The organism is Pseudonocardia sp. ICBG1142 (genome assembly GCF_020496255.1).
Lineage (GTDB): Bacteria > Actinomycetota > Actinomycetes > Mycobacteriales > Pseudonocardiaceae > Pseudonocardia.
The window spans coordinates 710,125-723,700 of sequence record NZ_JAHLJC010000030.1 but is presented as its reverse complement, the minus strand read 5'-3'; the positions used below and the strand labels follow the sequence as shown (position 1 = coordinate 723,700).

10 protein-coding genes and 1 pseudogene are annotated in these 13,576 nt (G+C 75.3%); 8 read left to right on the top strand and 3 right to left on the bottom strand.

Annotation, left to right across the window (positions count from 1 at the left end; all coding sequences use genetic code 11):
- The first annotated feature begins 114 nt into the window (after positions 1-114).
- From KPL59_RS17600 to KPL59_RS36990, 7 genes and pseudogenes are all read left to right on the top strand, one after another.
- Positions 115-963 (top strand): LytTR family DNA-binding domain-containing protein, encoded by an 849-nt coding sequence (locus KPL59_RS17600; RefSeq protein ID WP_020627059.1) that lies wholly within the window; start codon positions 115-117, stop codon positions 961-963.
- Positions 960-3,497, top strand: coding sequence for a hypothetical protein (locus KPL59_RS17595; protein ID WP_226361425.1), 2,538 nt, complete (start codon positions 960-962; stop codon positions 3,495-3,497). Before KPL59_RS17600 ends, KPL59_RS17595 begins: the two co-directional genes overlap by 4 nt.
- Entirely contained in the window at positions 3,494-5,251 is a 1,758-nt protein-coding gene (locus KPL59_RS17590) for a cation acetate symporter (protein ID WP_226361424.1), read from the top strand. The genes KPL59_RS17595 and KPL59_RS17590 overlap by 4 nt, the downstream gene beginning before the upstream one ends.
- A 215-nt stretch (positions 5,252-5,466) precedes the next feature.
- A complete protein-coding gene (locus KPL59_RS17585) occupies positions 5,467-5,808 on the top strand; it encodes a DUF485 domain-containing protein (RefSeq protein ID WP_020627290.1) in 342 nt (113 codons plus the stop codon).
- Positions 5,805-7,397, top strand: a pseudogene (locus KPL59_RS17580) (cation acetate symporter); the annotation flags it as partial. The gene KPL59_RS17585 and the pseudogene KPL59_RS17580, both read left to right, overlap by 4 nt.
- Before the next feature lie 433 nt (positions 7,398-7,830).
- Positions 7,831-8,160 (top strand): rhodanese-like domain-containing protein, encoded by a 330-nt coding sequence (locus KPL59_RS17575; RefSeq protein WP_020627288.1) that lies wholly within the window; start codon positions 7,831-7,833, stop codon positions 8,158-8,160.
- Positions 8,161-8,163: 3 nt separating this feature from the next.
- On the top strand, positions 8,164-9,207 hold the full coding sequence (locus tag KPL59_RS36990; RefSeq protein ID WP_308187906.1) for a DUF4328 domain-containing protein: 1,044 nt from the start codon (positions 8,164-8,166) through the stop codon (positions 9,205-9,207).
- Positions 9,208-9,908: 701 nt separating this feature from the next.
- Here the strand turns inward: KPL59_RS36990 and KPL59_RS17560 are convergent.
- From KPL59_RS17560 to KPL59_RS17550, 3 genes are all read right to left on the bottom strand, one after another.
- A complete protein-coding gene (locus KPL59_RS17560; RefSeq protein WP_020625014.1) occupies positions 9,909-10,340 on the bottom strand; it encodes a hypothetical protein in 432 nt (143 codons plus the stop codon).
- A 256-nt stretch (positions 10,341-10,596) separates the two neighbouring features.
- On the bottom strand, positions 10,597-11,232 hold the full coding sequence (locus tag KPL59_RS17555; protein WP_226361423.1) for a hypothetical protein: 636 nt from the start codon (positions 11,230-11,232) through the stop codon (positions 10,597-10,599).
- Positions 11,233-11,388: 156 nt separating this feature from the next.
- On the bottom strand, positions 11,389-12,624 hold the full coding sequence (locus KPL59_RS17550; protein WP_226361422.1) for a cytochrome P450: 1,236 nt from the start codon (positions 12,622-12,624) through the stop codon (positions 11,389-11,391).
- Between the two features lie 21 nt (positions 12,625-12,645).
- On the opposite strand from KPL59_RS17550, the gene KPL59_RS17545 reads away from it, so the two are divergent.
- Complete coding sequence (locus KPL59_RS17545; protein ID WP_226361421.1) at positions 12,646-13,575, top strand: DUF5926 family protein; 930 nt, start codon at positions 12,646-12,648, stop codon at positions 13,573-13,575.
- The last annotated feature ends 1 nt before the right edge of the window (position 13,576 follow it).

Sequence of the window (13,576 nt, the reverse complement as noted above, 5' to 3'; positions counted from 1 at the left end):
CCGGTTCGTGCCCTGGCATCACGCGCGTCGGCACGTCACCATGGTCGCGGCGCCGGGCGATCATCGAGCGGATGGGCTTCCCGGCGCAGGCTGAGGAAGCAGGATGAGGAGATCGTGGACAGCAACGACACCACCCGCGGACTGGTCGTTCTCGCGGTGGACGACGAGCAGCCCGCGCTCGAGGAGATGGCCTTCCTGCTCGACGAGGACCCGCGCGTCGCGACGGTCCTCAAGGCCGGCGAGTCCACCGAGGCACTGCGCATCCTGAACGGCCGCCGGGCCGGGGCGGCCGCGGGTCCCGGTGCGGGGGGCGGCGCGGACGTCGCCGAGCAGACCGACATCGACGCGGTGTTCCTCGACATCCGCATGCCCGGCCTCGACGGCCTGGAGCTGGCCCGGGTGCTGCAGAACATGGCCGTGCAGCCGGCGATCGTCTTCGTCACCGCGCACGACGACCGTGCGGTCGACGCCTACGACGTGGGTGCCATCGACTACCTGCTCAAGCCGCTGCGCACCGAGCGGCTCTCCGCCGCACTCGACCGGATCCTGTCGACCCGTCGCAGCGGACCGGTCGAGACCGTCCGCGAGGAGAGCGGTGGCGACGACGAGGTCATCCCCGTCGAGCTGGCCGGCACCACGAAGCTGGTACCGCGGTCTGCCGTGCGCTACGTCGAGGCCCAGGGCGACTACGCCCGGCTGCACACCACCGAGGGCAGCCACCTCGTCCGGATCCCGCTGTCGGTGCTCGAGGACCGCTGGCGCGACGCCGGCTTCGTGCGCATCCACCGCTCGTTCCTAGTGGCGCTGCCGCTGGTCACCGAGCTGCGGCTGGCCGGGTCCGGCTACGTCGTGCGCATCGGCTCCGGCCCGGAGACCGCGGAGCTGCCGGTCAGCCGTCGGCACACCCGTGAACTGAAGGACCGCCTCGTCCGCGCGACCAAGCAGGCGTGGAGCCAGAGGTGAACAGGTCCACCGGCGGCGTCTCGCCGTCGGTGCGTCCGCAGTCCGACCGGGCCGCGGACGATCTCGACGGGTCCGACCGGCCCGGCACCGGACCCGACGCGACGGTCGCCGGCCCGCGCGCGGACCAGGGCGCCCCCGCGCCCGAGGACCGGCCGGATCCCGCTCGGTCGCGCCCGTACCCGGACGGCGCCGTCGCCGGTCTCGACGCCTGGAACCCGGCGCTCGAACACCGTAACCGCCGGGTCGCCCTCGCACCGGAGCCTGCCGGGAACGCCATCCCGGCCCAGCCGCGCGGCTCGTACGCGTCCGGCCCGCACCCGCGGCCGGCCGACGGGTACCGGCCCGGTGGTGGCCCCGGGCCGCGTCCGGCCCCCCGGCCGACCCCCCGCCCGGAACCGACCGCCACCCCCGGATCCGAGGGGGCCGTTCTGCGCGCCGCCGGTCCCGCTCCGGCCGCGCCCGGGCCCACCGGCGGCCCGACCTCCGGCGCCCCGAGGCCCGGCGCTCCGACGCCCGGCGCCTCGACGCCCACGGCCTCGACGTCCAGCGCCTCGTCCTCCAGTGGCGGCGTGCCCCGTGACACCGCTCCCGACGACCGCGTCCCCGGTCACCGGGGCCCGGTCACCCCGGGTCCCAGCAACCCGGGATCCGGCAACCCGGGATCCGGCAACCCGGGATCCGGCGACCGGACCTCCCGCGACCGGGAGGCGACCGCTGCGACCGGGGGCCGCGCCGCTCGCCGTGCCCGTCGCGCGGCGGAGGAACCCGCCGACGACGGCGGCGCCGGCTGGCTCCAGGCCGAGATCGCCCGTCGCGTCGCGGACCGGGCCGGGGGGACCGGCCGGCACGCCCGCGTCGACCCGTCCCCGACGCCGCACCGGGACCGTGGGCAGGCCGACCCCGACGACGCGCCGGCGCCCTCTCCCGACCACGACGACCCGCCCCGCGGCGCCGCCGCTCGTGGCGTCGCGACCGGCGCCGGGAACGCCACGCCGCCTGCCGTACCCACCGCGCCGCAGCCCGCCCCGACTCCGCCCGCCCCGAGCCCGCGCGGCGCGACTTCGCACGGTGTGACCCCGCGCGACAAGACGCCGCGCGACACGACGCCGCACGGTGCGACCCCGCGCGGTGCGACCCCGCACGAGGGCGGCTACGCCCCGGACGACGGCGACCCCGAGGACCGTGACCCCGACGCGCGCGAGACCTACGGCCCGCCGGTCCACCCCACCCGCGCTCGCCCGGCTCGGCCGCGCGCGAACCTCGTGCCGGACCCGTACGCCCCGGAGGGTGTGCGCCCCGGTCCCGGCTGGCCGCCGGTCCCCGCCGCGACCCCGGCACCGGACGTCGTCGACAGCGGTGCGCAGACCCCGGCTCCGGACGTCACCGACAGCGGGAAGCAGTGGCCCCCGACCGGCGGCGGCTCCGGCCTGCCCCAGCGCGTCCCGGGCGCGACGTCGTGGTCGAGCACCTGGTCCCCCGACCGCAGCGCGCTCCTGGCGGGGACCCCCGACACCGCGCGCGCTGCCGACACCGCGAGCGCCCCCGACGCGGCGGACGCGACCGGCACGGCCGGGGCCACGGACGGCGCGACCGTCGCCGACACGAACCGGGACACGGCCCGCGACACGGACACGGCGGACCCGCGCGGCACGGACGGCACCGGGCTCCCGGCCCGCCCCGGCAGCGCGGACGAGCGCGCAGACGGGACTGGGGACACGACCGTCGCCGCACCGGCCGACCGGCCGGGGCCCGAGGGATCCACCGAGACCCGCCCGGTCCCCACCCGCTGGTCCGCGTCGGGGCGACGCGATCCCGTCGCCCCGACGCCGTACGGCCCGGACCCCGCCGACCGGTTCGGCCCCGCGGCCGACCCCTCCGACCACCCCACCGACCACCGCACCGACGACGAGCTGGACGACGACGACCTCCCCGACGAGGACGAGCTCGACGAGGAGCTCGACGAGCTGCGCGGCGGCCCCCTCGAACGCACCGAGGTCATCTGGCGCGCCCCCGAGGTCGACGTCGCGCCTGCTCCCGAGCCGTCGGTCGAGCCCGGTCCCCAGCCGTTCGCCCCGGTCGCCGCGGCGCCCTACACCGGTGCCCGCCCACGCCCGTTCTCCGCCGAGCCGACCGACCCGCCCGCGGCCGCCGAAGAGCCCGGCGACGACGAGCTCGGCGCCGGGCGCGTCCGCATCGTGCTCTCCGAGCGCCGCTCGACCGCGCAGTCCTCGCGCGGGCTGTCCGACGTGCAGGACCCGGGCGCCGTCGGCACCCTGCTGCGCAACTCCCTGGTCCGCACCCAGCTGCTGCTCGCGCTGCGGGTCAGCGTCGTCGCGCTGATCGGGCTGGGTGTACTGCCCGCCCTGTTCATCGCGGTCCCGGTCCTCGGCCAGATCGAGGTGCTGGGCATCCGGCTGCCGTGGCTGCTGCTCGGCGTGCTCGTCTACCCGTTCCTGCTGGGCCTGGGCTGGTGGTATGTGAGCTCCGCGGAGGCGGCGGAGCAGGACTTCGCCGACGACGTGGCCGATCGATGAGCCTGACCGCGATCCTGTCGCTGGTCGCGATCGTCCTGGTGGCGGTCGCGTCCTCCGTGATCGGCTCCATCGCCCACCGGACCAGGCTGACCTCGGACTTCCTCGTCGCGTCCCGGTCGGTGCCGTCGCGGCTCAACGCCGGCGCGATCTCCGGCGAGTACCTGTCGGCGGCCTCGTTCCTCGGCATCGCGGGGCTGATCCTCGTCCAGGGTGTCGACGCGCTCTGGTACGCCGTCGGCTACACCGCCGGTTACCTGTTCCTGCTCCTGTTCGTCGCCGCGCCGCTGCGCCGATCGGGCGCCTACACCGTCCCCGACTTCGCCGACGCCCGGCTCGCCTCGCCGATGCTGCGCAAGGTCTGCGCGGCCGTCGTCATCGTCATCTGCTGGCTCTACCTGCTGCCGCAGCTGCAGGGCGCCGGGCTGACCGTCGGCATCGTCACGGGTCTGCCCGACTGGATCGGCTCCGGCGCGGCCGGGGTGATCGTGGTCGCCACCGTCGCGCTCGGCGGGATGCGCTCGGTGACGTTCGTGCAGGCGTTCCAGTACTGGTTCAAGCTGACCGCGCTCGCCGTGCCGGCCGTGATCGGCCTGGCCGTCTGGCTGGGCGACGGCCACACCTTCGCCCGCGACGAGCCGCCGGAGTTCCGCGAGCCCACGACCGTCTCGGTCGCCACCCCGGTGACGCTCGAGGCGCGGCTGGCCGTCGACGTCGTCGCCCGCGGCACCGTCGACGGGCAGCCGGTCGACGGCCCGCTGCGCTGGGTCGCCGGGTCCACCCACGAGGTCACCGCCGGGACCGAGCTGCGGTTCGCCGCGGGCGCCCCGGTGCCGGTCACCCGCGGTGCCCCGACCGACGACGAGAGCTGGCTGCGCCCGTTCGCCGGCTCCGATCAGCACCAGCTGCTCGCGACCTACTCGCTGATCCTCGCCACGTTCCTCGGGACCATGGGCCTGCCGCACGTGCTCGGCCGCTTCTACACCAACTCCGACGGCCGGGCGGCCCGTCGCAGCGCCGTGCTCGTCCTGGCGATGCTGGGCGGCTTCTACGTCCTGGTGACGCTGCTCGGCGTGCTGTCGCGGGTCTACACCCCGCAGCTGCTGGTCACCGGCCGCACCGACGCGGCGGTCCTGCTGCTCCCGACCGCGATCCTGGGCAGCGGGCTGCTCGGCGCGCTGGTGGGCGGCCTCGTCGCGGCGGGGGCGTGGGCCGCGTTCCTGTCGACGGCGTCGGGCCTGCTGGTCAGCCTGGCCAGCGTCGTGTCCACCGACGTGCTGCCCCGGCACGGCCGGATGACCCGGCGCTTCCCGCTGGCGACGGTGCTCGCCGGGGTGCCGCCGACGATCGTCGCACTCGTGCCGACCGGCCTGAACTTCGCCGAGGCCGTCGCGCTGGTGTTCGCCGTCGCCGCGTCCACGTTCTGTCCGCTGCTCGTCCTGGGCATCTGGTGGCGCGGGCTGACCGATGTCGGCGCGATCGCCGGGGTCGTCGGCGGCGGGGTGGTGTCGGCCGGTGCGGTCGTCGCGGCACTCGCCGGGGTCGACGTCTCCGGGCTCGGTCCGCAGGCCGACTGGATCGGGGTCCTGCTGTACCGGCCGGCGATCGTCAGTGTGCCGCTGGCGTTCGCGACGATGGCGCTGGTGTCCCGGTTCACCCGGGCGCGCCGCCCCGTCGACGCGGGCCAGGTGCTCCTGCGCCTGCACGCACCCGAACGGCTGGGTCTCATGCGGGACCGATTGGACGACAGGGCCTGACGGGTCTCCGCCGAACGGGTCTACACAGCGTCACCGTTCGGACCGGTGGGTTCGTCCGGACCGGGGTTCTCGTCGGTATCGGCACGCAACGACGTTCCCCGACGCGATACCCGGTCGTTGTTCCGGGTGAAGTGTGTCCCCCGGGGACGCGCCGCGGTCCCCCGGCCACGACGCGGCCCGGCTCCCCGCAGCACGACCCGAAAGGAACCGGCGCCATGAGCAGCCCCGCAGAGCGCTCGGCCGGCACGATCTACCAGCAGGTCCAGGCGAGTCCCGAGTTCCGGGCGTACCGCAGCCGCCTCCGGCGCTACGTGTTCCCGATGACCGCGATCTTCCTCGCCTGGTACCTCGCCTACGTCGGTCTCGCCAGCTACGCCCCCGAGTTCATGTCCATCCGGGTCGTCGGCACGATCACGGTCGGGCTGCTCGTCGGCCTCGGCCAGTTCGTCTCCACCTTCCTGATCACGACCCTGTACGTCCGGTTCGCCGAGCGTGAGATCGACGGCCCGAGCGCCGAACTGCGCGCCCGGGTCGAGCAGGCGGAGGTGCGCGCATGACCACGTCCGTACTGGCCCAGGCCGAGTCGGTCGGCTCGGTCACCGCGAACCTCGGGTTCTTCCTGCTGTTCGTGATCGTGACCCTGATGATCGTGCTGCGGGTGAGCCGCACCAACGCCACCCGCGCCGACTACTACACCGGTGGGCACGCCTTCACCGGCCCGCAGAACGGCACCGCGATCGCCGGTGACTTCCTGTCCGCGGCCTCGTTCCTCGGCATCGCCGGGGCCATCGCCCTCTACGGCTACGACGGCTTCCTCTACTCCGTCGGCTTCCTCGTCGGCTGGCTGATGGCGCTCCTGCTCGTCGCGGAGCTGCTGCGCAACACCGGCCGCTTCACGATGGGCGACGTCCTGGCGTTCCGGATGCGTCAGCGCCCGGTCCGCGCGGCCGCCGCGACCTCGACGCTGGTCGTCTCGCTCTTCTACCTGATCGCGCAGATGGCCGGGGCCGGCGGGCTGATCTCGCTGCTGCTGCAGATCCCGAAGACCGACAAGCTCTCGCAGGCGCTGGTGATCGTCGTCGTCGGCGGCCTCATGGTCGTCTACGTGCTGTTCGGCGGGATGAAGGGCACCACCTGGGTGCAGATCATCAAGGCCGGCCTGCTGCTCACCGGCGCCGCGGTGCTGACCACCTGGGTGCTCGGCCGCTACGGGTTCAACCTGTCCGCGGTGCTGGAACACGCCACCCGGAACTCCGAGCGCGGCGAGGCCATCCTCAACCCGGGCCTGCAGTACACGAACAAGATCGACTTCATCTCGCTCGGTCTCGCGCTGGTGCTCGGTACGGCGGGCCTGCCGCACATCCTGATGCGCTTCTACACCGTGCCCTCGGCCAAGGAGGCCCGCCGCTCGGTGGTCTGGGCGATCTGGCTGATCGGCATCTTCTACCTGTTCACGCTGGTGCTCGGCTACGGCGCGACGGCGCTGCTGCCGCCGGGGACGATCACCCGCGCGAACCAGAACGACGCCGCGCCGCTGCTGGCCTACGCGCTCGGTGGCGAGATCATGCTCGGCCTGATCTCCGCGGTGGCGTTCGCGACGATCCTCGCCGTCGTCGCCGGTCTGACGATCACCGCATCGGCCTCGTTCGCCCACGACGTCTACGCCAACGTGCTCCGCCGTGGCACCGCCACGCCGGACGCCGAGGTGAAGGTCGCCCGCACGACCGCGCTGGTCATCGGCCTGGTCGCGATCGGCGGCGGGATCGTCGCCAACGGGCAGAACGTCGCGTTCCTGGTGGCGCTGGCGTTCGCCGTCGCCGCGTCGGCGAACCTGCCGACGATCCTGTTCTCGCTGTTCTGGAAGCGGTTCAACACGACCGGCGCGCTGTGCAGCATCTATGGCGGCGTGATCGTCTGCGTCGGCCTCATCGTGATCTCCCCGGCCGTGTCCGGGTCCCCGACCTCGATGGTGCCGAACGTGGACTTCGCGTTCTTCCCGCTGTCCAACCCCGGCCTGGTGTCGATCCCGGTGTCGTTCGCGCTGGGCATCATCGGCACCTTCCTCGGCGGCCGCGAGCGCTTCAACGCCGCCCGCTTCGCCGAGATGGAGGTCCGCTCGCTCACCGGTGCCGGTGCGGTCCGCGCGACCACCGCGCCGAAGGAGGCGCCGAAGCCGACCGCGGTCCCCGCCGAGGACCTCATCGGCATCCCGCGGCGCGAGACCGAGGGCTCCGGTCGGCACCGCTCGCAGCCGCGTCCGCAGCCCCGGCCGAACCCGGGGCAACGGCCGCAGACCAGCCGCCAGGCCGGCGAGCTGTTCGGCAACACCGGTCTGACCGGTGTCCAGCCCGTGGTCGGCGCCGACGGACGTCCGGACCGGTACGGGACGGGCCGCCCGCCGGGACCGCAGGGCACTGGCGGGTACCGGCCCGCGCAGGCCACCGGCGGGTACCGGGCCGCGCAGCCGCCGCTGGACCCGAACGAGGTGACGATCCCGCACGGGTCGCTCTACCGCGACGACGGCCGCTGAGCCACGCCGCTCACGGCGGGTTGACGGGGTGGCGTGGCAGGATGGCGCCATGTCCGACCCGGTTCCCGCCGTGAGCGTGTCCGCTCTCCCCGCCGACGCCCCGATGCTGGACGTCCGCGAGCTCGACGAGTGGACCGCCGGGCACGCCCCGCACGCCCGTCACCTGCCGATGTCCGAGCTGGCCGCCCGGATGGGCGAGGTCCCCACCGACGACCCGCTCTACGTCGTCTGCCGCTCCGGCGGCCGGTCGGCCCGGGTCGTCGCCTACCTGACCCAGCAGGGCTTCCCGGCGGTGAACGTCGAGGGCGGCATGCAGGACTGGGCCGCCCAGGGCCGCACGATCGTGACCGACGACGGCAGCGCCCCCCGGATCGCCTGACCCGTGTCCGCGCCGGCGCCCCGACGGCCGGGCCCGCCGTGCCCACGCTGCGGCCGGACGGCTCCCCCCGGTGGGGGCGCGTTCTGCCCGTGGTGCGGTCGCTACCTGGCCGCCCTCGACTGGGTCGCGACGACGCCCGGTGGCCCGGCCGCCGAGCCCGCCGCCCGTCGGGACCGCTACACCGGTCCGCCCCGCTACCGCACCGTCCCGCGCTGGGGCCTCCCGGTGGGGCCCTGGCGGATCGCGCCGGTACCCGGCGAGGGACCGCTCCGGCCGGTCGACCGGGCCCGCGCGCTGGCCGCGCAGCTCGTACCCGTGCTGTGGGTGGTGGTCGTCGTGTCGGGGATCGCCGCCGTCGCCGAGGTGTGGCGGTACGTGCTGCTGCTGTTCAGCCGGTCCGACGCGTTGTCCCCGGAGGCTGTCGGCGTCTCCGACGCGCTGGTGTGGTTCGGCGGCTGGTCCTCGGTGGTGGCGACGATCGCCGCCGGGGTGCTGGTGATCTCGTGGAGCCTGTGGACCTACCGGGCGGCCGCGGACCGTGCGGGGACGCGCGCCTGGCGGAGCCACCGGTGGGTCGTCGCGGGCTGGGTGGTGCCCGGCTGGAACCTGGTCGCGCCCGGTTCGCTGCTGGCCGAGACCGAGCACACCGCACTGGAGCTGCCACCGGAACGGCGGCCGTCGCCGTCGCGGGAGCTGCTGGTCTGGTGGGCGCTGTGGGCGGCGTGCGTCGTGCTCGGCGCGGTGGTCCTGGTCTGGCGGTTCCGCACCGGCACGCAGGCGCTGGCCGACGGGGTCGTCCTGCACGCCTGGGCCGACGTGCTCGCCGCGGTCACGGCGTGGCGCACGATCCGGGTCGTCCGCATGCTCACCGCTCTGCTGGCGACGCGGCCGCGGGGTCCCCGGCAGCTGCTGGTGTCGGTGTCGGCGGGAACGGCGGGCGCGGCAACGGTGGGCGCGGCGACGGCGGTCCCGATTGGGACGGCGGCCCCGCAGGCAGCGCCGACGGCGGCATCGGGCCCGACCGGGGCGGCGGACCCGGCGGGCTGAACCCGGGCGGCTCCGGCGGGCCGAACCGGGGCGGGTCCGGCGGGCCGAACCGGGGCGGGTCCGGCGGGCCGAACCCGGAGGGGCCCGGCGGGCCGAACCCCGGCGGACCCGACGCCGGGGCGGCCCCCGCCCGGCCCGCAGGCGTGGTCGGCGGGACCGGTCCCGGGTGGTCCGGCACCGGCGCGGTGGTGGCCGGCGTGGCCGCCCAGCCCGCGGACCCGGGACGGACCGCCGTCGACGGGCCCGCGGTCAGTGCCGCGTCGGAGACCTCCTCCAGCAGCTTGCGCACCCGCCGCACGGCCCGGTCCGGGCCGCGCACGACCACCGACAGGGCCAGCCGCCCGCCGTGCGGGTCGGCGACGGTCCGCAGCACGTGCCGGTCCGGGCCCGCCTCCAGGACGAGCCCGAGCCGCCCGCCCGCGTTCGGGGCGAGGGCCAGCGCGATCCGGACGAGCTCGGCGTGCGCCGCGCCGCGGACCTCGTCGCGGTGGTCGTGAGCCGCGGGGACACCCCGGCCCGTCCGCCCGACGGCGGTGTCGGGCCCGCAGACGTCCAGCACCATTCCGCTGTCCACGTCGAGCAGGGCCGCCGAGCGGATCCGCGGGTCGAAGAACAGCGGGCCCAGCACGGCGGCCAGCCCGTCGGTGCGCACGGCGACGGCGTGCCGGTGACGTCCCATGGGAGGCGTGGTCGCGGGGGCCTCAGCGCTGCTGGGCGGGGAAGAACGCCTGGCCTTGCGGCTGCGGCGCCCCGGCCTGCGGCGAGGTCATCGCGAACTGCTGCTCGATGACGCGCAGGTCGCGGCGGGCCATCGCCAGGTTGGCCTGGGCACGGTTGAGCACGAGGTAGAAGAACAGCTGCTCGTCGGTGCCGCGGATGATCCGGATCAGGTGGTACTGGGTGTCGAGGGTGATCAGGATGTCCTCGATGTTCTCGCGCAGACCCAGCTTCTGCATGACCTCGAGCTTCGTGCGGACGACCTCGGAGTTCCCGGGCGCGGCGACGTCGAGGTCGAACTCGGGGCTTCCCCCGCGCGATCCCAGCGTCATCCCGCTCTCGAAGTCGACGATCGCGACCGCGAACGCGCCCTTGATGTTGGCGGCCATGTCGAGGGAACGATCGATGTTGTTCATGTCAGGAGCCTTCCGCGCGGCAATCGCCGCGACGATCTCGGGGGAGTCTGCGCCGCGATCCGTTCCGCATTTCACGAAGAATGATCTCGGATCTTTCCGGCGCCGGGGCCGACAACGATAACGCGCAATTCCGGAGCGTCAACACCCCGATGCCGACGACGGGTCCAGCCGGCGCAGCGCGGCGAGGATCCGGGACATGGTGCCCAGGTCGTCGGCCCACCTGCCGCCCTCGGGGGTGGCTCCGGCGTGCGCGTCGTCACCGTCGGCCGTGTCGGGGGGATCTGCCGCGTCGGAGGGCTCGGCGGGTCCGGGCGCGCGCCGGGGGGAGCGGGACGGCCGGGGCCGGGGTGCGCTCGGCGCCCGGCACCGGCGAGGGCGACGGCACCGCGATCGTCGCCGGTGGGGTGTCCACCTGCCCGGGAGGTGACGTGGCGGGGGTGACCGGCCGGACCCGCATCACCGGGCGGGTCGCGACCGGCGCCCCGATGGGGGCCGTGACCTGCTGATCAGTCGATGTCGATGTCGCTGTTGGTGTCGGTTCCGGCGTTCGTGCCGGTGTCGCGCCGGCCGGGCGCAGGGCCCGGCGGGCCAGCGCGACCGGGCTCCCGGACCGGTCGAGGTGGGCGTAGGCGAGCAGCGGGGCCGCGCCGTCGCGGGGCAGTGCTCGCAGGAGGTGATGGTCGCCCTCCCGGGTGGTGACCACCGCGTCCTCGAACACCGGTCCCGGCCCGCCGACCTGCGCGGCGCCCCAGTCGAGCACCTCCGCGAGGCCGGGCACGGCCCGCTCGCCCGCGGCCGCGACGAGCTCCCCCGTGCCGGGGTCGGCGACGCAGGCGTAGCCCGTCCCCGGCACGCCGAGAACGGTGCGCAGAAGTTCCGACCACGATTCCATCGCCGACGATTCCACCACGTCCTCGGATGGTCGTCGACGGCGGTGCGCGTCTTTTCCGATGCACCTTCCCGTCCGTGATTGCGCGGCGCCGTCGACAACGATCCGCCGGCTTCCGGGAATGGACCGTTCGGCTCTCGCATTGTTACGGCATTCGGTTCACCGGGTGCTGCCCGTGGTCAGCCGCAGCTCCGCCCAGCCGCGCATGACGAACCGCGGGCGCCGGACCGGCTCGCCGTCGACGGCGGCGTCGGGCAGGCGTTCCAGCAGCGCGCGCAGCACCTCGGCGATCTCCAGCCGGGCCAGCGGGGCACCCAGGCAGTAGTGCACCCCGGCCCCGAAGCCCAGGTGGGGGTTGGGGGAACGGCCGACGTCGAGGCGGTCGGCGTCGTCGCCGAAGACCGACGGGTCGCGCCCGGCCGCGCCGAGCAGCGTCGCGATCCGGGTGCCCGCCGGGACCACGTGGCCGGCGATCGTGGTGTCGACGACGGCGGTCCGCTCGAACAGCTGCAGCGGGGCGTCGAAGCGGATCAGCTCCTCGACGGCCGTTCCGACCAGCCCGGGGTCGTCGAGCAGTCGTCGCCACTGGTCCGGGTGCCGGAGCAGGGCGTGCACGCCGTTCCCGACGACGTTGACCGTCGCCTCGTGGCCGGCCATCAGGAGCAGCACCGCGGTGCCGACCAGTTCGTCCTCGTCGAGCCGGGTCCGGTCGCCGGTCTCGTCGTCGCGCACCGCCAGCAGGTCGGCGAGCAGGTCGCGGCGACCGGCCGGGTCGGTGGCGATCCGCCCGGAGCGGCGCTCCTCGACCAGCTCCCGCAGCAGGGCCGTGAAGTCGGCCGACGCCTGCTCGGCCGCGCGCCGGCCGTCGTCGCCGGGGTCGGGCTCGTACATCCGCACGATCGCGTCGGACCAGGCCCGCAGCGGCGCCCGGCGGTCCTCCGGCACACCGAGCAGGTCGGCGATCACGGCCACCGGCAGCGGGGCGGCGACGAGCTCGACCAGGTCGGCGGGGGCGCCGTCGCGGACGCGGGCCACCAGGTCGTCGACCAGGGCGCCGGCCCGCGCCCGCACCAGCGGGGCCAACCGCTCGGTGTGGCCGCGGGCGAACGCCGAGGCCACCAGGCGCCGCAGCCGGGTGTGCGGCTCGCCCTCCCGCTCCAGCAGCGAGTTGCGGTGCAGCAGGTTGAACGCGGCCAGATCGGTCGCGGGCTCGGCGTCGGACCAGATCCGGCCCAGCCCGCGGTCGCGCAGCACGGCCGAACAGGCCGCGTGCGTCACCGCGACCGGAACGCCCAGACCGGGGTGGTCGTGGACCGGTCCGGCGGCACGCAGGGCCGCGTAGGTGGGGTAGGGGTCGGCGAGGAAACCGGGGTCGGCCGGATCGAAGGCATGCACGACCCGCTACCTTGCCCGGCGATGGGTAAGAAGACGCGCAACCGTGCCAGCACCGCCGACGCGGGGGACAACCCCCGCCGGCCGTGCTCCTGCGGCTCCGGCAAGCGGTACAAGGCCTGCCACGGCGCCGGTGACGACGTGATCGTCATCCGGCCGTTCGAGGGCCTCGCGGCGGAGCCCGACCTCGTCGCCATGCGGGAGTTCCTCCCGTCGGCGACGGCGCCCCTCCCGGTCCGTTCCGGCGGGCCGGTCACGCTGGCCTCGGTGCTGCCGGGCGCGTCCGCCGCGATCGTGCGCGACAACGGCGAGGTCCTGCTCGGCATGCAGGTCCAGACCCGCTCCGGCGACCTCTCGGCCGACCTGGCCGGGGCGCTCGCCTGGGCGCGCTCGGCCGAGCCGGGATCGTCGCTGCCGGTCGTCGGCGCCGGGCGCCACACCGGTGAGCGGCTGCAGGACGTGCTGGAGCCCGGCACGCCGCTGGAGCCGACGGTGCACGCCGACTTCGCGTGGTGGCTGCCGTCGGAGAGCCCTGACCCCGAGGCGCAGGCGATGCTGGAGCGCGCCAACTCGGTGATCATGCCGACCGAGGCGGTGACCGCCGACGGCGTGCGTGGCGCGTACTGGGTCGACACCGGCTCGAAGGCGCACGTGCGCTGGGTGCGGACGGAGGACGAGACGACCCTGATGGCGGCGCTGGCGCGGCTGGCCGGCGAGGGCGGCCTGGAGCTGGGCGAGGGTTCCCGCTACGCCGGCTCGTTCCGGGCGCACGGGCTGCTCGTCCCGGTCTGGGACGTCGACCGGGAGATGCACTCCTCGGAGTGGGCGGGTCCCGCCGCGGAGTTCGCGAAGCGACTCGACGAGGCGGTGGCCGGGCTGGACGCCACGCCGCTCACCGAGTCCGAGCACCGGGCGCGCGACGTGCTCGCGGGCAAGCAGATCACCCTGCGGTAGT